Source organism: Brumimicrobium mesophilum (genome assembly GCF_003025005.1).
Lineage (GTDB): Bacteria > Bacteroidota > Bacteroidia > Flavobacteriales_D > Crocinitomicaceae > Brumimicrobium > Brumimicrobium mesophilum.
Map to the genome: position 1 here is coordinate 89,888 of NZ_PVSS01000001.1, position 23,144 is coordinate 113,031.

The 23,144-nt window shown below is 32.8% G+C and carries 22 protein-coding genes; 13 read left to right on the forward strand and 9 right to left on the reverse strand.

Going from position 1 to position 23,144, the window contains the following annotated elements:
• Nucleotides 1-129: 129 nt before the first annotated feature.
• The 4 genes from C6368_RS00410 to C6368_RS00425 all read left to right on the forward strand — a co-directional run bounded on the left by C6368_RS00410 (nt 130) and on the right by C6368_RS00425 (nt 2,667).
• Nucleotides 130-720: an N-acetylmuramoyl-L-alanine amidase family protein gene (locus C6368_RS00410; RefSeq protein WP_107037197.1), complete on the forward strand. Its 591-nt coding sequence runs from the start codon at nt 130-132 to the stop codon at nt 718-720.
• Between the two features lie 32 nt (nt 721-752).
• A complete protein-coding gene (locus tag C6368_RS00415; protein ID WP_107037198.1) occupies nt 753-1,118 on the forward strand; it encodes an SdpI family protein in 366 nt (121 codons plus the stop codon).
• A gap of 229 nt (nt 1,119-1,347) precedes the next feature.
• The gene (locus C6368_RS00420; RefSeq protein WP_107037199.1) at nt 1,348-2,067 is read left to right on the forward strand and encodes a 3-ketoacyl-ACP reductase; all 720 of its coding nucleotides are present in this window, start codon (nt 1,348-1,350) and stop codon (nt 2,065-2,067) included.
• A 162-nt stretch (nt 2,068-2,229) separates the two neighbouring features.
• On the forward strand, nt 2,230-2,667 hold the full coding sequence (locus tag C6368_RS00425) for a nucleoside deaminase (protein ID WP_107037200.1): 438 nt from the start codon (nt 2,230-2,232) through the stop codon (nt 2,665-2,667).
• 53 nt (nt 2,668-2,720) lie between these two features.
• Here the strand turns inward: C6368_RS00425 and C6368_RS00430 are convergent, their stop codons facing one another.
• The gene (locus tag C6368_RS00430) at nt 2,721-3,269 is read right to left on the reverse strand and encodes a cupin domain-containing protein (RefSeq protein WP_107037201.1); all 549 of its coding nucleotides are present in this window, start codon (nt 3,267-3,269) and stop codon (nt 2,721-2,723) included.
• Nucleotides 3,270-3,468: 199 nt separating this feature from the next.
• On the opposite strand from C6368_RS00430, the gene C6368_RS00435 reads away from it, so the two are divergent.
• Both C6368_RS00435 and C6368_RS00440 read left to right on the forward strand, forming a co-directional pair.
• Nucleotides 3,469-4,398: an ABC transporter permease gene (locus tag C6368_RS00435; RefSeq protein WP_107037202.1), complete on the forward strand. Its 930-nt coding sequence runs from the start codon at nt 3,469-3,471 to the stop codon at nt 4,396-4,398.
• Nucleotides 4,385-5,065, forward strand: a complete 681-nt coding sequence (locus C6368_RS00440) for an ABC transporter ATP-binding protein (RefSeq protein ID WP_107037203.1) — start codon at nt 4,385-4,387, stop codon at nt 5,063-5,065. Before C6368_RS00435 ends, C6368_RS00440 begins: the two co-directional genes overlap by 14 nt.
• A gap of 15 nt (nt 5,066-5,080) precedes the next feature.
• Here the strand turns inward: C6368_RS00440 and C6368_RS00445 are convergent, their stop codons facing one another.
• Entirely contained in the window at nt 5,081-6,865 is a 1,785-nt protein-coding gene (locus C6368_RS00445) for an SLC13 family permease (RefSeq protein WP_159038332.1), read from the reverse strand.
• Between the two features lie 99 nt (nt 6,866-6,964).
• A complete protein-coding gene (locus tag C6368_RS00450) occupies nt 6,965-8,761 on the reverse strand; it encodes a Na/Pi cotransporter family protein (RefSeq protein ID WP_199851565.1) in 1,797 nt (598 codons plus the stop codon).
• A gap of 66 nt (nt 8,762-8,827) precedes the next feature.
• Between C6368_RS00450 and C6368_RS17175 the strand changes: the two genes are divergently transcribed.
• Nucleotides 8,828-8,971, forward strand: coding sequence for a hypothetical protein (locus tag C6368_RS17175; RefSeq protein ID WP_159038333.1), 144 nt, complete (start codon nt 8,828-8,830; stop codon nt 8,969-8,971).
• 14 nt (nt 8,972-8,985) lie between these two features.
• Here the strand turns inward: C6368_RS17175 and C6368_RS00455 are convergent, their stop codons facing one another.
• The 3 genes from C6368_RS00455 to trmB all read right to left on the reverse strand — a co-directional run bounded on the left by C6368_RS00455 (nt 8,986) and on the right by trmB (nt 11,431).
• Complete coding sequence (locus C6368_RS00455) at nt 8,986-9,996, reverse strand: NAD-dependent epimerase/dehydratase family protein (protein ID WP_107037205.1); 1,011 nt, start codon at nt 9,994-9,996, stop codon at nt 8,986-8,988.
• 388 nt (nt 9,997-10,384) lie between these two features.
• Entirely contained in the window at nt 10,385-10,744 is a 360-nt protein-coding gene (locus tag C6368_RS00460) for an MGMT family protein (protein WP_107037206.1), read from the reverse strand.
• 9 nt (nt 10,745-10,753) lie between these two features.
• Nucleotides 10,754-11,431, reverse strand: coding sequence for a tRNA (guanosine(46)-N7)-methyltransferase TrmB (trmB, locus tag C6368_RS00465; RefSeq protein ID WP_107037207.1), 678 nt, complete (start codon nt 11,429-11,431; stop codon nt 10,754-10,756).
• Nucleotides 11,432-11,521: 90 nt separating this feature from the next.
• Here trmB and C6368_RS00470 point away from each other — a divergent pair, with 90 nt between their 5' ends.
• Nucleotides 11,522-12,478 (forward strand): glycosyltransferase, encoded by a 957-nt coding sequence (locus C6368_RS00470; RefSeq protein WP_159038334.1) that lies wholly within the window; start codon nt 11,522-11,524, stop codon nt 12,476-12,478.
• Here the strand turns inward: C6368_RS00470 and C6368_RS00475 are convergent.
• Complete coding sequence (locus C6368_RS00475) at nt 12,475-12,666, reverse strand: hypothetical protein (RefSeq protein WP_107037209.1); 192 nt, start codon at nt 12,664-12,666, stop codon at nt 12,475-12,477. The genes C6368_RS00470 and C6368_RS00475 overlap by 4 nt on opposite strands.
• 117 nt (nt 12,667-12,783) lie before the next feature.
• Here C6368_RS00475 and C6368_RS00480 point away from each other — a divergent pair, with 117 nt between their 5' ends.
• Together C6368_RS00480 and C6368_RS00485 are read left to right on the forward strand one after the other, a co-directional pair.
• Nucleotides 12,784-13,218, forward strand: a complete 435-nt coding sequence (locus C6368_RS00480; protein WP_107037210.1) for a Rieske (2Fe-2S) protein — start codon at nt 12,784-12,786, stop codon at nt 13,216-13,218.
• 60 nt (nt 13,219-13,278) lie between these two features.
• Nucleotides 13,279-14,112, forward strand: coding sequence for a DUF4886 domain-containing protein (locus C6368_RS00485; RefSeq protein ID WP_107037211.1), 834 nt, complete (start codon nt 13,279-13,281; stop codon nt 14,110-14,112).
• Nucleotides 14,113-14,163: 51 nt separating this feature from the next.
• Here the strand turns inward: C6368_RS00485 and C6368_RS00490 are convergent, their stop codons facing one another.
• Both C6368_RS00490 and C6368_RS00495 read right to left on the reverse strand, forming a co-directional pair.
• Nucleotides 14,164-14,970 carry a TerC family protein gene (locus C6368_RS00490; RefSeq protein WP_107037212.1) on the reverse strand — a complete coding sequence of 269 codons (807 nt, stop codon included), beginning with the start codon at nt 14,968-14,970 and terminating at the stop codon, nt 14,164-14,166.
• A 507-nt stretch (nt 14,971-15,477) separates the two neighbouring features.
• Nucleotides 15,478-18,648 (reverse strand): UvrD-helicase domain-containing protein, encoded by a 3,171-nt coding sequence (locus C6368_RS00495; protein WP_107037213.1) that lies wholly within the window; start codon nt 18,646-18,648, stop codon nt 15,478-15,480.
• Nucleotides 18,649-18,875: 227 nt separating this feature from the next.
• Here C6368_RS00495 and C6368_RS00500 point away from each other — a divergent pair, with 227 nt between their 5' ends.
• From C6368_RS00500 to C6368_RS00510, 3 genes are all read left to right on the forward strand, one after another.
• Nucleotides 18,876-19,631, forward strand: coding sequence for an MbnP family protein (locus C6368_RS00500; protein WP_107037214.1), 756 nt, complete (start codon nt 18,876-18,878; stop codon nt 19,629-19,631).
• Nucleotides 19,632-19,756: 125 nt separating this feature from the next.
• Nucleotides 19,757-20,839, forward strand: a complete 1,083-nt coding sequence (locus C6368_RS00505) for a cytochrome-c peroxidase (RefSeq protein WP_199851566.1) — start codon at nt 19,757-19,759, stop codon at nt 20,837-20,839.
• A 308-nt stretch (nt 20,840-21,147) separates the two neighbouring features.
• Entirely contained in the window at nt 21,148-22,617 is a 1,470-nt protein-coding gene (locus C6368_RS00510) for a TonB-dependent receptor (protein WP_199851567.1), read from the forward strand.
• Nucleotides 22,618-23,144 lie beyond the last annotated feature (527 nt).

The window sequence follows — 23,144 nt, forward strand, 5'->3', positions numbered from 1 at the left end:
TTGAGAACCGATGTATAACAAACAAAAAGAACCTATAATTTTAAATTATGAAATAATGTGTTACATTTAATCAATATTGTATTACAATATCAAGAGAAATAAACAGCACTATTAATTAAATTCAAATCAATGAAAACCCTTTTAAAATTTATCGGAATAGCATTATTGACATTCACCTTCGCTTTTACTGGCGCCAACACCAAAATCATAGTTATTGATATTGGTCACGGTGAAAAAGATTCAGGAGCTCAATTCGAAAACATTAGCGAAAAAGATGTGGTTTTGAGTATTGCTAAAAAGATTCAAGAAAACCACAGAAACAATTACACTAAGGTATTATTAACTAGAAGTTCTGATGCTTTTCTATCTCTGGAAGATAGGGCTAAAATGATCAATAAATTAAATCCTGAGTTTGTGATTTCACTACATGCAAATTTACATGAAGATGAAAGTAAAAGTGGAACTGAAATATACATTAGTGAAAACAATAAAGAGATTGAAAAATCTAAGCAATTAGCGCAAAATATTGCACAAAGTTTTGACATCGCGAACAGCCAAATTAAGACTGCAAACTTCAAAATCCTTAAAGATGTAAATTGTCCAAGTGCTTTGGTGGAATTAGGTTTCCTTTCCAATGCAGAAGATAGAAAAATGTTAACTAGCGAAGATGGTCAACTTGATTTTGCAAAAAAAATTCTTAAGGTTATTAATAAGGATTAGAACTACTTGACATCTTTAGAATAACATAAAACATGTATTTTGAAAACCCACTATTTGTTATTCCAACTTTAACTGGAACGATATTCGTTTTGGTTGGGATAATAATATTGAAATTCCCTCCAAAAAAGATAAATAGTCTATATGGATATCGAACTTTAAGTGCAATGGAAAATAAAGAAAGATGGGCATTTGCACAGGATTATTCTGCTAAAAAAACCGTGAAATTTGGAGCATTATTGACGCTAACCGGATTGATAGGATTAGTTTATTATCCGAATGAAATTATTTCAATGATGCTTGGATTAGGTTTAATGACTTTAGCCATAATTATGATAATATTCAGGACCGAGAAAGCAATCAAAATCAAATTTGGAAAAGATAAAACATCTTTAAAATAAGCTATCATTGACTTGTAACCAGCATAAGAAAGATAGTGAATGTAATATCAATGATTTAACTCAAAGGTAAAAGTTGCCATTCAATTAAAACAAAGTAATGTCTTTAATTCTCACGTATAATATGATTCTTTATCAAACTAGAACAGCTTAAATTCCCTAAATTTGCCTTTTACAACCATCATAGCTTCGATAACTAATGGTCATTAAATAACATATTCTAAAAATCAATATGACAACTTTAAATAACAAAAAAGCAATAATCACGGGAGGTGGTAGAGGACTTGGAAAAGCAACTGCAATTGCATTCGCTAAAGAAGGAATCGATGTTGCAATCACAGGTAGAAATGAAACCGTTTTACAGGAAACTGTTGCTGAAATAAAAGCAATGGGAGTAAACGCAATTTATTCTGTTTTTGATGTAAGCAACTATGAAGAAGTTCAAAAAGGAATCAAAGAGATTATTGAGCAACTAGGAGGTGTTGATATTTTGGTAAATAACGCTGGAATTGCAGCTTTTGGAACGTTCAACGAAATGGAAGTAAGTCAATGGAGTCAAATAATTCAAACCAATCTTATGGGAATGTATTATGTGACAAAAGAAGTTCTTCCACATTTAATCGATCAAAATGAAGGTGAAATCATTAATGTTTCATCTACTGCCGGATTAAGTGGAAACGCAAGTACTTCAGCTTATTCAGCTTCTAAATTTGCAGTAATAGGAATGTCAGAATCTCTAATGAAAGAAGTGCGTAAAAACAACATTAGAGTTTGCACATTAACTCCAAGTACTATTGCAACTGATATGTCGGTTGAATTAGGAATCGCAATTAAAGAATCTCAAGACAGCGTTTTACAACCTGAAGATTTCGCAGAATTAATTATAGCCGGAATAAAATTACCAAAAAGAGCAATGCTGAAAAGCGCTTCTTTATGGTCAACAAATCCATAACGGAAGCATAAAATTAGACTCCTTTTAAATAGACATTAGAGGATAGATGCACTAATCTCGATGGCTTATCAGGAGCATAGTTTTAACTATTCCTGAGACCAGTAAAAGAAAGTCTAATTTTATTTCTAACTTGTCACTATACTTTTATAAATAATCAAAACTATGGATGAATTTTTCTTAGAAGCAGTAAAAGAGGCAGAAATTGGTATAGCGGAAGGAGGAATTCCTATTGGTTCAGTTTTGGTTCACAATGGGAAAGTGCTTGGACGTGGACACAATAAAAGGGTTCAAAAAGGAAGCGTGATTTTACATGGTGAAATGGACGCGTTAGAAAACGCAGGAAGATTACCCGCTTCAGTTTACAAGGAGTGTGTTTTATACACAACTTTATCACCTTGTCCTATGTGTTCAGGTACAATATTGCTTTATGGAATTCCAAAAGTTGTGATTGGAGAAAACAAAACTTTTTTAGGTGCCGAAAAACACCTTAAAGAAAATGGTGTTGAAGTAATTGTTCTGGATGACAAAAGATGCAAGGAATTAATGGATGAATTTATCGCGGAAAACCCAGAATTGTGGAATGAAGACATTGGGGTATAATTCTGTTGAAACGCTATAGCAACAATTCTAAATAAACTGATTTCATCAGGCACTTAATCGGCTTTCAAAAATTCAATTCCGTAAACAACTGCCAAAGAATCTATTTGCGGTTTACCCAATAATTTTCGCTTTGAAAGAGATGATATTTCCGCAAAGAAATTCTCAAAACCCCCAGGAGTTATTGTGTTCATCGTGGTTCCTGTTATTGTATCAATATTCTTAAATGAGTGAGGTTTCCCTTTGGGTAAATGAACCATATCTCCTTGTTCAGCAATAATAACTTCATCTCCACATGTGAATTCATACCGCCCTTTTACCACATAAAACAATTCATCTTCTCGCGTGTGAATGTGTTTTGGTGGACCTCCATTTGGTGGTGTTTCCGTTATAATAACAGCGTATTTTCCATTGGAATGATCACTTAAAACTTTCCCTGTAATTCTAGAACCTAAAACATGCCATTCGATTCCTTCCTCTGAAGATAAATGCAATGCTTTGTCCTTAGAAATTTCAGAATTATCATTTTGTTGCAGTCCTTCTTTACAACTGGAAATCATAACACTGAGTGAGAAAAAGAACATTATTGTAAAACGATATTTCATAGTTTCATGTTTTAAGTAAACGGTATATGCAAAAAGTTGGTTGATCTATGATCTTAAACCATCTCAAAATTAAGGAAAATATAGTCCCATTTCAAACTAAATATCATCATCTTCCACAAATAAACGCATGAATAATTACGTTTATATTAGATGGGGATACTCATTATGATATAAAAAACTGTATAATTGTTTGATTACAATGAAAGAATACTTAAATCTTCAATTCATTCTGCTTAACAGAAAAATCGATGAAATTGGTTTACAACCAGTCATGGGATATATTTTAGCTGCTGCTCTATTTTTTGGTTCATCCCTTTATTTATTTTCTAAAACTCCTTACGCAGATTATATTTATGCTTTTGTAGTCTTTGGATTAATTTCAAAGTTGAATAATACACAACGAATTGATTTTTTAAAAACTGTTTTTGCAGTGAACAATTACAGAAAAATCAGAATCACTGAAAATTTAATAATCGCCTTTCCTTTTTTGTTGTATCTCATCTATGAGCAATCATTTATTGTTTCATTTGTTCTTATTTTCGCTTGTTTTTTTCAATCCATTTTCGATGTCAAAAGCAATTTAAATTTCACTCTTCCTACTCCATTTGGAAAAGTCCCTTTTGAATTTCCTGTAGGTTTTAGAAAGACTTTTTTAGTTTTTCCAATTGCCTATTTCATCACTTATCAATCCATACAAGTAGAGAATTTTAATCTTGGCATTTTCTCAATATTTTTAATCACAATTGTAGTTTTTTCATTTTACGCTAAACCGGAAAATGAAATCTATGTTTGGAATTTTAGCTGCTCTCCCAAACAATTTATATTTAGAAAAATAGGAACAGGAATTATGTTTTTATCTTTACTCATCTTTCCAACAACTGCTTCTTTGCTGTTGTTTTTCCAAGAAGAATACACCACAACATTATTTTTTAGTCTTTTGAGTCTACTGTATATTATTGCTATGATTTTAGCTAAATATTCTGTTTTCCCAAATGCAATGAATTTACCTGAAAGTATTCTTTTGTTGGCCTGTGTGTTTTTCCCTCCACTACTATTGGCAGTTATTCCACTTTTTTATTTTAAATCTATCACGCAATTAAATCATATTTTAAAAAATGATTCAAATTAAAAATTTATCAAAGTCCTTTGGAAAAAAACATGTTTTAAAAGAAATCAATATCACTTTTGAAAAAGGAAAGGTTTATGGTATTGTTGGTGAAAATGGTTCAGGAAAAACTACGCTATTTAGATGTATTGCTGAATTAGAAAAATATAAGGGAAAAATAATTTCAGATTATGATGAACTTAAAAATCATTTAGGACTGCTTTTTACAGACCCATTTTTCTTTAATAGAATCACTGGAAAAGAATATATTCAACTTCTTTTGAATGCTCGAAAAATAAAAAATACCGATATAAATTCTAAAAATATTTTTGATTTACCTTTGAATCAATATGCTTCAACTTATTCAACGGGTATGAAGAAGAAATTAGCATTAACAGCTATTTTACTTCAAGAAAATGATGTTTTTATTCTTGATGAACCTTTCAATGGTGTAGATATTCATGGCAATATTTTAATCACAGAAATAATCAAAAAACTTAAAGAATTAGGTAAAACGATAATCATATCATCCCATATTTTCTCAACACTTTCTGAAACTTGTGACGAAATTCATCTATTAAAAAATGGCGAATTTATTAAGCGTGCAACCCCACAAAATTTCGCTGATTTTGAAAATGAATTCACTGGAAATAAAGCTGGAGAATTGATCAATAATATGGATCTGAAATAGAAATTATTATTCATTCTACAAATACAGCATCGGTAATAAAATAGAAGCCAGAATCAATAAAACGATTGACAAAACACCACCAATTATCAAGAAATGTTTGAATTTGTATATTCCTAAACCATAAATAATAGCATTTGTTTGGTAACCCATGGGAGTATAAAAACTAAAATTCGCACCAAACATCACAGCATATAATAAAGGTTTTGGATTTAGTCCCATTTTGGCAGAAACCGCAATTACTATTGGCGCAATAATAATAGCTGTAGCATTATTAGAAACGAAACCACTCATTAACACAGTAAATGCAAATATTATGGAGACCGTGACGGAAGTCGGAACAGACCTTAATACAGTATATAAATGTTCAGCTATATAAACATCTGTTCCTGTATTTTTCATTGCAACTCCCAATGGAATCATTCCTGCTAACAAGAAAATCACTTGCCAATTGATGCCCGCATAAGCATCTTTCAACTGAACACAGCCCGTAAATAAGCACAAACCAACTCCCAAAAGGCAGCTTTTAAGAATAGAAAAAGTATTCGTTGCAGCTAGAATGACTACCATCACAATGGCAAGCAAACTAATCAACTTTTTATAAGTTGGTATATAAGGATCTGTGATTACAGTATTAGCAAAAAGAAGATTATTGTCTCTGGCGATTTTCTGAATTTCATTTAAATCTCCAGATAGCAACACTCGATTCCCTGGTATTAAATACTTCTTGGAAACGAATTTGTTAAAGTAACTACCATGATTTTTAAGCTTTTTATCTCGACTTACTCCTTTAACTTTTACATTATCGGGCAAGCTCGTGTTAAACTCCTCAATTGTCATATTTATGTAACGGGAACCTGGTAAAACTATAACTTCATGGTATTCATTTGTTAAATGTTCTTCTATTAAATCTTGATCAACACCCAAGAGACTTACTCCTAAACTTTCGGTATGTGTTGTTAGGTCTTCAAGCGTCATATCCAACCATAGAATATCATTTTCCTGTAAAATTTGAGATTGCAAATCAATTTTAAGATGGCGCCTTCCTCTTTGAATTTTAACTAAACGAATGTTATTTTCACTCCATAAATCAGTTTCATTGGCTTTCTTACCAATTAATTTAGAATCTGATTTAATTTTTACCGCTGTAACATATTCGTATTTATTATTACCTGAATCTTCTACAGGTGGTGTTCTAGGCAAAAACTTCTTCGATAAAAGATAAATTATTGGAATTGAAACCAAAAGAAAGATTGCTCCTGCTGCAGAAAATTCGAAGAAATCAAACCGACCTATTCCTGATTTCCTAGAAATATCCGAAACGATTAAGTTGGTACTGGTTCCCATCAAGGTACAACTTCCACCTAAAATACCTGCGAAAGAAATGGGAAGTAAAACGCGTGAGCGATCAACCTTTCCTTGTTTATCTAATTCATTTATAAGTTTGATAAAGATGATTACAACTGCTGTAGTTGCTACAAAGGAAGAAAGAAACCCAACAGTTATCATTAAAAGAGGCAAGAAAAACCAAAGCGGATATTTAGTGATTGGAATGATTTTCTTAGCCATTAATGCAACAACCCCATTCTTTTCTAAACTAATTGCGATAATCATCAAACACAAAATTGTTAGAACGGCATTGTCTGAAAATCCAGAAACCGCTTCTTCAGGAGTTACAATTCCAAAGATTAGTAAACTCACTAAAATAAAGAAAGCGGTTTTATCCACTGTGAACTTCTCACTTGCAAATAAAGCAAATGCAACAAGTAAAATTCCAATTACGATACCAATTGCTAATGTCAATGTTTTTATTTTTACTTAAATCACCTTATGAATGTAAGATTTATTATGAAATAAAAAATTAATTCAACAAATAATTGTGAGACGTTGTGACCAAAGAAGTCAAGCATCTTCAGTTAACTTCAGTAAGTGGTTTCTTTCAATGTAAAGTAATTCAGCTGATTCAATCATTTTTAACACAATTTCATTCACGTTAGAGCTGTCATTTGCCAACGATGAAGCCATCACACTTGAAATTTTATGTTCACGAATTAAATATTCAAATCTACCGCTCAACAACAAATCGCGCGTTGAAGCAGTTTCTTTAATCTCATCAAGCTTCACCATTGTACTCACTGATTCCGGATTCTTTTGTAGAATATGAATTTGCCTTAAAGTATGTGCTACAAATTTTCTCATTTTCTCATATTCTTCTTCTATATATTTATTGTCAGAATTAAGATATAATTTCACATTCTTATGTAAACCCCGAATATTTTTAATGATTAAAACTTGGTTACGACTTGCATCTTTAACTCTTGCGAATGCGGATAAAATTTTAGGAGTTAATGCAAATTCACTTTCCGAAAGCGTGGCATATTTAATGATTTTACCGTAAATAATTTTGACTTTAGAATAATACATTTCTTCTACATCAATGTCGTATTCTGAATCTTCGTCATCAATAATCTCTTCTATATCAACATCACTCTTTATTGCCTTGGGATCAATAAAAAGCCCTTTGGCTACAATGGTTAACGTCGTTTTTTCAAATAAATATTTACTTTCATCTAATAAAGCACGAATTGTAGATTGAGGATATTTTAAGATACTTTTATTCAAATACTTGGCTCTGGCAATTTCCATTTTGCTTTCGCTTTGATCTGGAATCAAACGTTTTAAAAATTTGATAATGTAATGCAGTACAGGCATCATTAGTAGAACACCAATGAGGTTAAATAAGGTATGGAAAATTGATAATTTTATGGCAAAATTATTTTCATCTACACCTACATTTTCTGCGACAAAGTCTACAAAATCTGCCAATTGAAAAATCAATAGCAAACTCACAATTCCAGCAGACAATTTGAATATTACTTGTGCTCCTGCCAGTCTTTTTCCATTGGAATTTGCATTTAATGCACCAAGAATCATTGTGGCCACGTTTCCAATATTTGCTCCAACAACTAAAGCTAAAGCATTGAAGTATTCCAACTGAGACGTCTGTAACATAGTCAACACAAGGACAATTACAGCACTCCCGGATTGCAAAACAATGGTGAGTAAAACACCAATAAAGGCAAACACAAACACCCCCAATAAACCGTCATAAGTAACGCTCGACAAGTCAAATTTATCCTGATAAGTCTCAAAACCTGTTTGCATAAATTCTATTCCTAGAAAGAAAAAACCTAAACCTGCCATAGCAAAACCAACACCTTTAACAGCCGCATTCTTTTGCAAAACAAACAGAATTCCAAATGCCAAAATGGGAAAAGCAAAGGAGGCAATGTCGAGCTTAAATCCCAGAGTTGAAACGAGCCATGCGGTTGAAGTTGTTCCTAAATTGGCACCAAAAGCGACTGCAATTCCTGATTTAAGTGAAATAAGTCCAGCACTTAAAAAAGAAATTGCAACCACACTAATCAAAGCACTCGATTGCAAAATTGCTGTTGTGATAAATCCAAAGGTGAATGATCTACTCACACTTTCTGACATTTTTTTAAGCATTCTTTCCATTGGTCCTTGCACAAAAGCATTAAACCCGTCTTCCAACATGATAATTCCAAACAATAGAATTGCTATTCCAGCAGCGATTTCACTTACATGTGGATGCTTGTAAAAAATCCAAGCCAAAGCAAGAAGCATCATTGGAAAAATGAACTTTTTAAGTTTTAAATTAGAAAGTGACGACAGCATACTCATGCAAATTGATTGAAAATATTAGAAGTTGAAATTATTAGTGTCTTTTAAAATAACATTTTAATGTTTAGTTCTACCACAAATTTCATGGATGAACGTAATTTAACCATCCTTAATCAGAATACTAAAGAATTAATTGTATTGGTAATAACAAGCAATAATATGGAATATTATTCCAAAATCAACAATTTTAAAGCCAATGAATAAAAGTTTAACTAATATTATTTTATTCGACCTTGCACAGCATTTTCTACAGTATCTTCAAGTGAATGAAATTCAAAATTTATGGCATTCTTAACCTTTTGATTGCTGTATTTAATTGTATTGAAAGCATTTTTAGCTGCCGACTTTGTAATGAGTGGTTTTGAGAAAGTTAATACAGCCCAAAACACAGAAAGCCTCCAAGTTATTCCCATTAACATAGGATTTACTTTTTTGGAAGGTGGCTTTTGATTCAATTCTTTAGAAATTAATTCGAAAAGATGTTTAAACGATGAGTTTTCTCCAATACATAAAAAGCGCTCATTAAAAATATCACGGTTCATTAATTCAACCATAATTGTTGCAACATCTCGAGCGTCAACAAAGGAGTTGGCACCGGGAGAATAAAATTTCAAACCCTTGTCAATTGTTTTGAAAATTTTCATTGAACTTTCGTTCCAATCTCCTGCGCCAAAAATAACTGATGGATTCACCATTACAGCATTTAGCCCTTCCTCAATTCCTCTCCAAACTTCCTTTTCAGCACTGTATTTTGTTACTGAATATCCACTTGTTTCATCTGTTAAAACCCACTTTCCATTTTCATCCACTTCTAATTGTTCAGGGATATCCTTATTCCCAACAGCGGCCGTGGAACTCACATAACAGAACTTCTCGACACCTAGGTCCAGTGATAAATCCACCATATTTGCTGTTCCATACCGATTGATTTCCATCATTTGAATAAAATCTCTTTTAGAAAATGAAACAATAGCAGCACAATGGTAAACAATTTTATGGCCTTCAAGTTCCTCTTCCAACGATGGGATATCTAAAATATCACACTTCCTCCAAACGATTTTTTTGAAATGAAAATAAGCGTTTTCTCCTAAATAGAAAGCAAAGCATTTTTCAACAGTTGAAATTTTGGATTCATCGCGATATATCGCCGTGATTTGATCATGTTGTTGAGTTAATTCAACCAACAAATGACTGCCCAGTAATCCCGTTCCACCTGTTACAAATACCATAGCTCAAAAATAAGGATGTTTTTTATTTAAAATGGGTTTGAAGGGGAAAAGAGAAGAAGAATTACGCAAAGATTCGATGAGAAGCAGAGATTGGATGAGGGTAGAAAAAGATAGAAGAGTTTAGGTGAGTTGAAAAGTTTGTCAGAATTTTCAGGAGGGAAAAAGACTTAAAAAAGGTAGAAGCTCGTTAGGAGATGCCACCTGCCTCCCTCTTTGGAGAGGGATTCATTCTGAATCAACGCCTTACACAGAAATAAGGAGTAAAGATTCCAAATTTCTGAATTTAAGATTCATTAGCAAGACGCTTTAAAATTTGAAATCCATGGAGTTAACTCTTATCAATGACTACTTTCAAATTTTAGTGTAACTCAGAAAATGGATTTCATATTCAGAAATCTCCCAATTCAATCTGTGGATCCCAATAATGCTTTTTAAAATCTACAATTTTGTCATCCACCACAACAATTCCCTCTTTTTCCAATTGATCTTGCATTGATTCCGGTGGAGAAAAATGCATTTTACCGGTTAACATCCCATTTCTATTCACCACTCTATGTGCTGGAATACCTTTTTCTTTGTGTGAAGCATTCATTGCCCAGCCAACCATTCTACTCGATTTCGCTGTTCCTAAAGCTTTAGCAATACTGCCATAAGAAGTTACTCTACCTTCAGGAATTAGACGTGTAATTTCAAACACCCGCTGAAAAAAATCCTTGGTTTGTTCACTTACTGTGTCAAAATTCTTCATCGCTGAAATTTAGTTCACAGTAAACGTACAATATTTTATCTGAGAACCTCTTTTTGTAAAAAGCTCCTCATAATGTGTTTTGATTTTTAGAATATCCTGACTGTCCTTCGGCAATTTCTCCATATCACCATACAAATCCCAACTTGAGAACAAACAATTATAGCCATGTTCAGCAATTTGTTCTTCCGTTGATTCAAAAAGTAGATCACTATCCGTTTTCAAGTGAATAATTCCACCTGGTTTTAAGATTTTTCGGTAACGATCGATAAATGTTTTTGATGTCAACCTTTTATTTGGTTTATTCGGTTGCGGATCTGAAAAGGTCAACCAAATCTCATCCACCTCATTTTCTTCAAAATAGTAATCGATAAAATCAATTTTAGTCCTTAAAAAGAAAATATTTTCCAAACCTTCATCTTGTGCTTCTTTGGCTCCGATATAAATTCGGTTTCCTTTTATATCCACTGCAATAAAATTTTGTTGTGGATATTTTCGAGCCAAACCTACAGCATACTCTCCTTTTCCACAACCTAATTCCAAAATTATAGGATTGTCATTTTTAAAGAAACGTGAATTCCAGTCTCCTTTATAATCAATTTCATTGTTGAGGGTCATTTCAACAGAAGGTTCTAAAACGTGATCCATCTTGGTGATCTCGTTGAATTTAAAAAGCTTGTTTTTAGCCATTATTTATTAACTTGGTCGTACAAAAATAGAAATCTTCTTAGTGACGTGCATCAAACGCCCATAAAATCTATCAAACATTCTCGAATTTTATTGAGTCCTTTGAATTGGGGCTTGGGTCATGTGTGTAGAACAATCCCTATAATCAAATGGTTACTAGACAATAAGAATGAAATTATTATTTGCTGCGACGCAAATCAAGAGCAATTCTACAGAAATTATTTTCCTGAAATTTGGTATGTTCCACATGAAGGATATCCTTTCAAGTTTAATGGAAATGGCAATTGGACATTAGATATTTTAAAAAATATCGGATCCTTACACTCATTTTTAAAAGATGAAAAAAGAAGAGTCGCAGAACTAGTAGAAAAATTCAATCCTGATTTAATTCTTTCAGATCAGCGCTTCGGATTTATTTCAAAATCAGTAAAAAGCATAATTATTTCTCATCAACTTAATCTTCCAGTTCAGAAGTGGAATATTTTAGCAAAAATATGGAATAGAATCCTACTTTCTGCATTTGATGAAATTTGGGTTCCTGATACAGCATCTCAAAAATACAGTGGCAAATTGAGTAATGGAAAATATAAGAATAAATATTTCATAGGAACTTGTACTCGTTTTTGCGAATCTAAAAAGGAATATCAACCTAATAAAAAAGCACAATTTAGATATTTAGGAATTGTGAGTGGTCCAACTCCGTACAATCAACAATTATTAGAATTATTAATTGAAAAATTAAAACAATCTTCAGAAAAATCAACAATTATTGTGCCCACTGAATTGTATCATGACCAACTGAAAGAATCAAACATCAATATTATTTCTGCTCCAAACCATGTAATATTCGCTCAATTATTGAAGAATAGCAAAACGGTGATTAGTCGAGCTGGTTATACAACCATTATGGATTTAGTGGAAACGCAAAATGAAGCGATTTTAATTCCTACTCCCGGTCAAGTGGAGCAAGAATATCTTTATGAATTACATAAAAACCATTCTAAATGGAAATTCATAATTGAAGAGCATTTTAAAAATATCGAACTTTAACGTCGCTTTCTTTGTTTAGTTTCCCAACTGCGTTTTTTATTATTTTTTTTAATCCTTTTTTTTACTTCTTTCGATTGCATGGACCAAAATTCTTTAGCAGCCTCCTTTCTTGCCTTTTCGTAGGCTTTGGCGGCGGCTTCCTTATCTTTTTCTAATTCTTTTTGATCCTGAAATTGTTCTTTCGACATCCCATAAGGTCTCGAAACTGAACAAGAAGTGGTTAAAAGTGATAGGCAAGATAACAATATTGTTATTATGTAAATCGTTCTATTTATCATAAATTCGCACATAGATAATATAGCACCATGAACATCCGTAATATACTATTTTTTTTCATAACAGCAACATTATTAAGCTGTTCTAAGAATAAGCAACACCCAATTCCTTATTATTCTTTTGATGCTAATGTTAATCTCACACTCCCTTCTTATGCCGATTTACAAGGTATTGGAGGTTGGGCTTATGTTTCTGGAATTGGATCAAAAGGTGTAATTGTTTATCGACAAAGTTTAAATGTTTTTGTGGCTTTTGATAGACACTCACCAGCAGAAGGAAGTTTTGATTGTGAAACAGGATTAACTCCAGACCCTAATAACTTCCTTATTTTAAACGATCCATGTTCAAATGCTCAATTTTCTTTATATGATGGCTCTATTATTGGAGGGGATACAAAGTGGGGGTTGCGCTCATACTTAGTTGAGTATTATGGCGGACAATTCATTAGAATTTATAATCCATAAATAATTGGATGCTGTAATTCACTTTTAGTTAATTTCACCCTCAAAATAATATCATTTTTAATGAAGCTATTGTTAATTCTATCGTTTTTACTTTTCTCCCTTCATGGAATTGGGCAAACAAAGAACGTCCTATTTATTGGAAATAGTTTCACGATGAATTATCAGATGCCTAAAAAATTAGAGCGAATTGCAAAAAGAGAAGGAGAATCTCTATTTACTGCCCAGATTACGAAAGGCGGAAAAGACTGGAGTTATCATGCTAAAAACCCTCAAACTTATGAGATGATTAAAGCTGAACCATGGGATTATGTGGTTTTGCAAGCCTTAAGTTATGAACCATTGTATGCCGAGCACATTTTTACTGAAACAACAATAAAATATGGAAAAATGATGATCGACAGTGTGCGCCATCATCATCCAAAAGCAAAAATCATGTTGTTTATGACATGGGGATATAAAGATGGAATTTATGTTGATTATGAGCGTAAATCAATTGAATATGAGGAAATGCAAGAGCGACTTCAGAAACAATACTATCGTTTAGGTGAACTCTACAAAGTAGCTATTTCACCAGTTGGGAAAGTTTGGGCTAACACCAGAAATCAACATCCTAACTTCGAACTTTATGCAGATGATGACTACCATCAAAATGAATTGGGATCATTTTTAGTTGCTTCAACATTTTACAGCATGATCTTTAACAAAACCATTCAAGATTATTCGAGATTGCCTTACAGAGACCTGGATGAAATTCAAGCAAGATACATCACCACAATAGTAAATGATATAATTTTACACCCTAAAATGGACTGGGGAAGAAAGTATTGGCAACAGAATGAAACTACAACTCTGAGAGCCGTTAGTAGAGTAAATAGTTTCTTCTATAATTTATAGAATTTCTTCCACGCTACCTCAAGCTCGAAGTAGCGCAGAAATAATAATCTGCTATTTTTTAGGTAACTCAGACTGCTTCGTTTTTGATTTCTTCATTCGAATATTTATAATTTCAACTCCTAACGAGAATGCAATTGCGAAATACAAATATCCTTTTGGAATTACGCCCACCTCATTATTGAATACAACTGCATGAGAAACATGTGCTGCTTCCGTAATTAAAAGGAAAGCAATCAGGATCAAGAATGCCAAACCGAGAATCTGCATACTTGGATGCCTTTCAATAACCTCTCTAATTTTATTCGCAAAAGCAATCATGACGATAATTGAAATAATGACCGCTATAATCATCAAAACCAAAGTGTAGTTGTTGTTTGGATGTAATCCGCTGGTCATTCCTACAGCCGTCAAAATTGAATCAATTGAGAAAACCAAGTCAATAATCAAGATTTGCAAAATGACATCCTTCAAGGATTTAGGCTTTTCCTTTTTGAGGTCTTCAGCCTTATTCGATTCTAACTTTTCCATAATTTCAGTAGTACTTTTATAGAGCAAGAACAAACCCCCAAGCAATAAAATCAAACTTTGAACATTTAATTCAAAGGAAAGCCAAGAAGTTTCAACGGTCCAAAAAGGAGTTTGAAGTTTCGTTAAATACGAAACAAAGAACAAAAGAACTACACGCTGAACCAAGGCAAGCAAAAGCCCAAGATTTGTGGCTTTTTTTCGTTGATTATCAGGTAATTTCCCAGCACTAATAGAAATAAATAGGATGTTGTCGATTCCTAAAATTATCTCTAAAAAAGTAAGTGTTAACAATGCCATCAAGGCGTCTCCACTGAGCAAAAAATCTAACATGTTGTATGTTTTTTAGTTTTTGTCTATTGTCTTACAATATTAAATAAAATTTAGTACTCTAATCTAAAAATTAATATGCTTACTAAAAATAAGTGTTAAGATTAACCGCAATTATGAGTTCGAATTTCACCAATGCTATAAATACATAAACCTCAGATCTTTAAAATCAATTGAAGGTTAAGAAACAAAAGTGTTGATAGTCTGTTGAAGTTAAGTATGATTGTTCAACTCTAACTGTAAAATGAATCGAAAGTTGTAAAAAAACCTTACCATTTTTAATAGTACTTTCGTTAGACTACTTAAATCCGGAAAATGAAAATTAGCAAAGTAGTTTCCTTATCAATTATAACCGGATTCGTTTTATCTGTTTTGATCATAATTGCAAGGGTCGTTACTTTATTAATTAGTGATTATTCTTTTTCAGAATCTATACGAACTTCTGCACCACCGATTTGTTCACCCATTTTTTGGAAAATTTTAATTGAGTAAAGGGAGAAATTAGAAAAATCACTTCACCTTCTTCAACTCTAAATTCTGCGTATACAGCAAATATCCTTCAATCTCCTCAAATCCCATATCGCTTAATTGCTTGCAATAATTAAAAACCTGAGAATTGTGTTTTTGTAATGGTTCTCCAGTTTTGAAATCAACAACCACAGCTTTTTTTCCTGTAACAAAGATTTTATCCGGACGTTTGACTTCAATTTCGCTAATTAAAATATCTTGTTCGTCTAACACTTGATCAGCATTCTTGGCGAAGTCTTGTTCTTCCAAAAGTTTGTAAGTTGAAATCGCGGTTTTCTTAATTTCTTCTTCGAATTTCGGTTCAATTAAACCATCCATTTTTAGTTTTGAAATTACCTCATCAATCGTATTGTCTTTTCTAATTTCTGATAAAACTAAGTGCAATTCATTTCCAAATTGCTGTTCTTCATTGAAAACCTCAGTTTCTAAAGCTTCTTCATCTTGTAAGGTCAATTCTGGGAACCATAGAAAATCACTTAAATCTTTCGGAAGAAAATTCGTTTCCTCATCATCATTTGAAGTTTCTTTAACTTGCTTTTCTTCTTCACCAAATTTAATTACCTCGTCCGTCTTTTCTGTCACTTGTTCATCATTCCATGTTTCTGTAGACAAAGCTACTGGCTGATTAATTTGCGTGAAAAATCCATCTTTTGTAGAAGGTTGCTTGGTTTCTGCCATGACATATAATCGTTCACTTGGTCGGGTAAATGCCACATATAAAATATTCAATTCATCCAACAATAGTTGGTTGTATTCCAATTTAAAAGCGCTCATCATATAATCTGGGACGTTGGTTTTACTCAATTTGGAATATAAAACCACATCTTCTTCCGCTTCCACAAAATGACTTCCCCAACTTGTTTTAAGTCCCCAACTTAAGTTTGGAATAATCACGACAGGAAATTCTAATCCTTTAGATTTGTGAATTGTCATGATTTTAATGGCATCCTTATTTTCAGGCATTTGAATCGTACTGTCCTTTAATTTCGCATTCCAATCATCCAAAAAACCGCGAATGTCTGGTCCAAATTTCAAATCATAATTTTGATACAATTCCAATAAATGATGTAAATAAGGATTTCTTAATTCACTAAGTTCTGCCAAAGCGATAAAACTCTCTCCCAATCCGTATAAATTTTCATAAGGAAAAAAAAGATTTTCCATAGAATCAAATTCTTGAATTACAAATACTTCAAAATCAAAACTACCTACTTTATCATTTTTCCAAAACTTGTTTAATTCCACAATTGGATCCTTCTTTTGCTGACGATAAAAAGTTGTTGCAAATTTTATTTGAGTGGTTTTATTTCCACTATTTCTTCTCAAATTCAAATAATCGATACATAATCCTACCGATGCATCAGAAGAAACCAACAAACTGTCAGAACTAACAATTTTATAGCCTTTTTCGGCTTCAATTAGATATTTCGCATAACGCCTTCCCTCCTTTTTTCCTCTTGTGAGAATACAAATATCTCCAGGATCAAAACCATCTTCAATGCATTTACCCACTTTCTCAAGAAGGAAAGTTTCTTCCATTTCTAGTAGCATGTCCTTATCTACTTTAGGAACTAAATTAATCGAAACAAATCCACCATCTGCGCCTTTCGGATTTTGGTGAATATCTTTATAAAACTCTTCAAAATGTGCTGGCATTTGTTCCAACATTCGCTTGAAGAAAGTATTGTTAAACTCCACAATATTCTTTCGAGAACGGTAATTTTCTTCCAAAGGAACTTTCTTCCCCATTTGAAGGAAATAATTTGAAAGTTGAGCGAAATTAGCATCGTTATCTGGATTATAAATGGCTGGAAGTGTTACAAACTGTTCAACCAATCCATTTCTGAATCTATAAATTGCTTGTTTTGGATCTCCAACAATCAAGTTTTCATAATTGTTAGACATCGATTCATGAACCAAAGGAATCAAATTCACCCATTGTAATCTGCTTGTATCCTGAAATTCGTCCAACAAATAATGATTGTAACGATTTCCTAATCTTTCATATATATAAGGAGCATTTTCTTTTTTTAGTAACTCTGCAATGCGTTGTCCAAATTCAAAGATTCCGATGATATTTTTCTTCTCTTTGAAAATCGTTAATTCCTTTGAAATATATTTCAACAAAGCCAAATTATAGAAATTCGATTTGATTTTAAGCAAAGTGTAAACACGTTCCGAAAGTTTTGCTTCCATGGCGAAAAGCTCTTCCATCATGCGCATTAATTTTTCGTCAACGTTATGCGCTGGCTTGATACTTTCTCCGCTCAGCGTTTTAATTATTGCAGCGGTTGGTGGTTTAACGTCTGTCAAAGTACGAGAAGGCAAACTTTCTAATACTGGATGAATGCCTCTTGACTTCCCCGGATAATCGATTTCTGAAGTTCCTAATGTTTGAAAATATTGATAAATCTCCAAGCATTTTTTCAAATGCTGATCTCCCAAGTCTTTTAATTCATCTTTGATTTCTTGATATGTTTCTTCATTAAAGTCTTTCTTCAACAATTCTTGAATATAATCCTGATCTTTTTCATTGGTCAAGACTTTACTAAACTCGATTAAACTCCCTCTAAAATTCCACTTATCTCCTTCATCTGCATTACTTTTTGCATAATTAATTGCCAAATTGGTCACCGTTTCTTCACCGGTCTTCCCTAATTTTGACATCAATTCATCGATGACTTGTTCCAACAAAATATTTTGATCTAATGTCACTTCAAAATCCTCTTGCAAATCTAAATCACGGCTAAAAGTTCGAATTAAGCGGAGACTGAATTTGTCTATCGTAAGAATATTAAAATCTTCATAATTGTGCAGAATTTCAGATAAAACCCTTTTAGAACGCTCTTGAATCACTTTTGCCTGCAATCCCGTGGTGTTTTCCGTTGCTGACAACAACATTTTTGCTTTCTTGTTTTCCTTTTCAGTTTTTCTTTCGGGGAATGCCAGCCAATCTAGTGCTTGAATGACACGCTCTTTCATTTCCCAAGCGGCTTTATTGGTAAAAGTCATTGCCAAAATTTTACCAAAATTCTTCTGTGAAACATTATCGCCTAATGTCAATTTGAGATAATTCTGAACTAAGGAAAAGGTTTTTCCACTTCCGGCAGAAGCGCTATAAATGGTTAAAGGTTTTAATGTTTCGTTTAGCATGACTCTAATTATGAAGAACCAACTAATTTAAGATTTTATCGTCTATTAAATAGGGAATATTGAATTAATTCAGAAATAAAATTCGTGAATTTTGTCCGATTCATTTGAAAATCATTGAATCTTTTAAATTCTATTGATTCTCATTTATAAAATCATTATATTGATTCATAAACTATTCCCTTTGTTTTAACGTTAATACATTAGCGAATAGATATTAAATTTACACCATGAAAAAGCTCTCCTTATTTATATTTCTGATCTCTTTTGGATTACTTTACTCCTGTAATAACAAGCAACCACTTGAGGTTGACCCTGAAGATTATGAACTAAAAGCACGTGTAAATATTATTCCGAATTATAACGGAGTTCCAATGGAATTTAATCAAAACTACACTACCCAAGAAGGTTATACAATTGAATTTACGAAGCTGAATTTCATCATGACCAATTTCGAAAATAATGGAAAACGACTTTTTGAATCGGCGGTGTATAAATTCGAAGAAAATGAGCGACTATTATGGGAAGGGGCCGGAAATTATCTTGACTTTTCGAATTTTTCTGCAAATATTGGAGTCGATGCTACTCAAAACCATGAAGATCCTTCGGCGAGAGAAGCTGATGACCCTTTGTTTATTTTGAATACTGGAGATATGCATTGGGGATGGAACACAGGTTATATTTTCATTATATTAGAAGGTAAAGCAGACACTTCTGCAACCCAAGATGGTACTGGAATTGCTAATTTCGCTTATCATATAGGAAGAGATCAAATGTTACGTAGTTTTAATCTTCAAAACTTAGATTGGGAAAAGGTAACTGACAATATATTTGAAACGAATATAACTATAGATTTATACAATTTTTTTGATGGGTCAACACAAGATATTGATATTAAAAATGAACGAACTTCGCATACCACACCAAGTCAAATATCACTGAGTGAGAAAATTATTGATAATTTTGTGGAAGCGTTAAGTTTGTAAGTTAGGATTTTCAATCAGTATCTGTTGCCTTCGACAGGCTCAGTCACCAGAGTATATTCCCGCTGACTTAGCTTGTCGAAGGCAGAGAAAGAGTAAATGCTTATTTGAATTAATTGAAACGAAAAATGAAACAGTTTGTATTTATCGTATTGTTAGCTCTCCTCACTTTTTCGTGTAAAAAGAATGAGGTAGATATGGCTATTACACCATACGAACTAAAAATTCCGAGTCATTTTCCGGCAATGCCAATACCAGAAGACAACCCAATGTCAGTGGAAGGTGTTGAATTGGGAAGAAGACTATTCTACGACACCCGACTAAGTTTAGACAATTCTATTTCATGTGCTTCATGCCACAATCAAGCTAACGGTTTTTCTGATCCTCAAACATTTTCAACTGGCGTAAATGGGGAAATTGGAAAACGTCAATCAATGGCTTTAGTCAATCTGGGTTGGCAAAGTGCTTATTTTTGGGATGGTCGAGTAGAAACATTAGAAGAACAAGTTTTACATCCTGTCAGTGATCCACTTGAAATGAATCAAAGTTGGGACGCCACTGCACAAAAATTAAATTCCGTTGAAGAATATCAAAATGAATTCTACCGTGTTTTTGAAGTCGTAGATTTCGATTCAACACATATTGCTAAAGCAATTTCTCAATTTTTGAGGACTTTGATTTCTAGTCAATCGAAATATGATGTGATGTACAAATACCAAAATGGTTTATCATTGAATGCTTTTGAACAAAATTTATATTCCCAAATCACCAATGAAGAATGGGCCGGAATGGATTTATTTTTTAGTTTAACGAATGGAGACTGTTTACATTGTCACAATGGTCCTTTGATGGAAATTCAAGGCTTGTTCTCGAATAACGGCTTGGACAATACCTTTCCAGACATCGGTAGAATGGCCGTCACAGGAAATAGCAGTGATTTAGGAAAATTCAAAGTTCCAAGTTTAAGGAATATTGAATTTACAGCACCATATATGCACGACGGAAGATTCTCAAATTTAGATGAAGTAATAAATCATTATTCATTTGGTATTGTTGAAAGCCCCACCATTGACCCGTTGATAGAATTCGCTCATCAAGGTGGTGTACAGTTAGATGCACAAGAACATGGTTTGATAAAATCTTTTTTAAAAACCTTTACAGATGAAAACTTTTTGAACAATCCTGATTTTAAAGACCCAGGAGCTTATTAAAAAACATGATTCTACCACCTTTCCGCAAGAAAATTAATGGAAGTAATAGTGAACTAATACTTCAGCAACACTAACCAAAATTGAAAACAGGGATTCCTCGACATGTTAGTTCATTTGGTAGAATTAAAAATTTTATCGGAATGAAGACTTATCTTGTTGGTTGTCGTTAAAAATGGTCTGATAGAAAATTGCTTAACTGATTAACAATCTACTGGTAAGGTATCCAACAAGCATTTATAACTTTTTACATTCGTCGGCTATGATTAATCCTTCAATTTTTGTTTCTTTGTTTCTAATTAAATTCACTCATGCAAGATCGCAGAAGACTCACAACAGAAGAAAAAGCTTTAAAAATAAATTTAAATTCAGATATCTACGGATCATTCTCTGAAATTGGTGCCGGACAAGAGGTTGCTGCTAACTTTTTTAGAGCTGGAGGTAGTTCAGGTACAATTGCTTTTGCAAGTTCTGCTTATGACATGAAAGTTTCTGATAGCATTTATGGAAAAGCAAAACGTTATGTTTGTGAAGAACGATTGTTAACCATGCTCAACAAAGAGTTTGAAATGTTGACAACCAGTTTAGAATCGAGAAAAGAACACACACGATTTTTTACTTTTTGTAATACTGTTGAATCTTTAAATTACCATAAAACAAACCAAGGTCAAGGATGGGTTGGATTGCGTTTTCAGGTAAATCCAGACACCAAACCAAACAATATTATTTTGCACGTAAAGATGCATGACCAAAGCAATACTGCCCAGCAAGAAGCTTTAGGGATTTTAGGTGTGAATTTGGTCTACGCAGCTTATTTTCATGCAACTGGAGAGCTAGACTACTTTATCAATAGTTTAGTTCACCATTTACCAAAAGACAGAATGGAAATTGACATGTTGCATGTTGAAGGTCCAGATTTTGAACACATTGACAATAGAATTATCGCTTTAAACCTTGTAAAAAGAGGAATTACTGAAGCTACCATGTTTGACCAAACAGGAAAAGTACTTCAACCGGCAAGTAAATTATACAAGAAGAATATTCTTTTAATGCGTGGTAGATTTAGACCAGTTACAAAGGTAAATATCGACATGTTAAACAGCGCGAGAGGAAAATTCTATGAAGAAGAAGGTGTTGAGAAGAAAGATGTAAGAGAAATTTTCGAGTTAACTTTAAGAGACTTAACCTCTGGAGGTCAAATTTCAGATAAAGATTTCGTTGACCGTGCAGAGCTTCTCGGGGCTTTGGGTTATACAGTTATGATTTCAAACTATCTTCGTTATTATGAAATGGTTGACTATTTAAGTGAAATCACCAAAGGCTACAAAATGGCCATCATTCTAGGAATTTACAATATTCATAATATTTTCGATGAGAAATATTATACACATCTAAGTGGTGGTTTGTTAGAAGCATTTGGAAAAGGATTTGGACGAAATGCTAAACTCTACATCTATCCTGCAATTGATTATAACAATGGTGAATTGTATGAATTTAAGAATGTTGTAGTTCCTGAACATTTAAAAGGACTATTAACTTACATGAAAGACAACAATAAAATTGAAGCGTTAACTGAGTTTGACTACAATTTACTTCAAATTAGTGCAGATGAAGTTTTAGCAAAAATCACACGTCATGAAGAGGATGATACTTGGGATAATGATGTGCCATATCGTGTAGCTAAAGCGATTAAGTTTATGAGATTGTTTGGGTATACTCCGAAGGTGGAGCCTGAGGAGCTGAAGTTATCCAAAGAAATAAATTATAAAATTTCTGGTTAGAAATTCCGTTAGCTGCTTTGCACTCGTTTTTTAAAATCAATCATTGACCTATGTCAACTCATGATTTTAAAAAACCAGCGCGCCTTGATAACAAAAATTCTACCTAAGAAATTATTGATTTTGGATTTTAATTTAATTAATGTGAATGTTAGTTCGAAGCAACTCTCCCTTTGGAGGGAGATACAGAGGGAGGATATTAATTCAACTCATGCTTAAAAACAAGCTCACCACATCAACAAGCTCAATGTAACGCTTGCTAACAAAAATTCTAATCTTAAAATTACAGATTTTGCATTCTATCCGAGAATGAAACCATAACTAAAAAATTAAGTACCTCATATTTTTCATTCATCATTTTTCATCCAATACCTATCGGATTACCACTTTTCATTTCAAAATTATTATTTACTTTCGCAGTCTGTTATTCTACATTTAAAATATTATCCATGTCTTAAATCTAAAAAGACTTCCTCGATTTATCGAGTGAATAGCGTATTGGAACCAATCATGTTTCAAACGTGGATAAT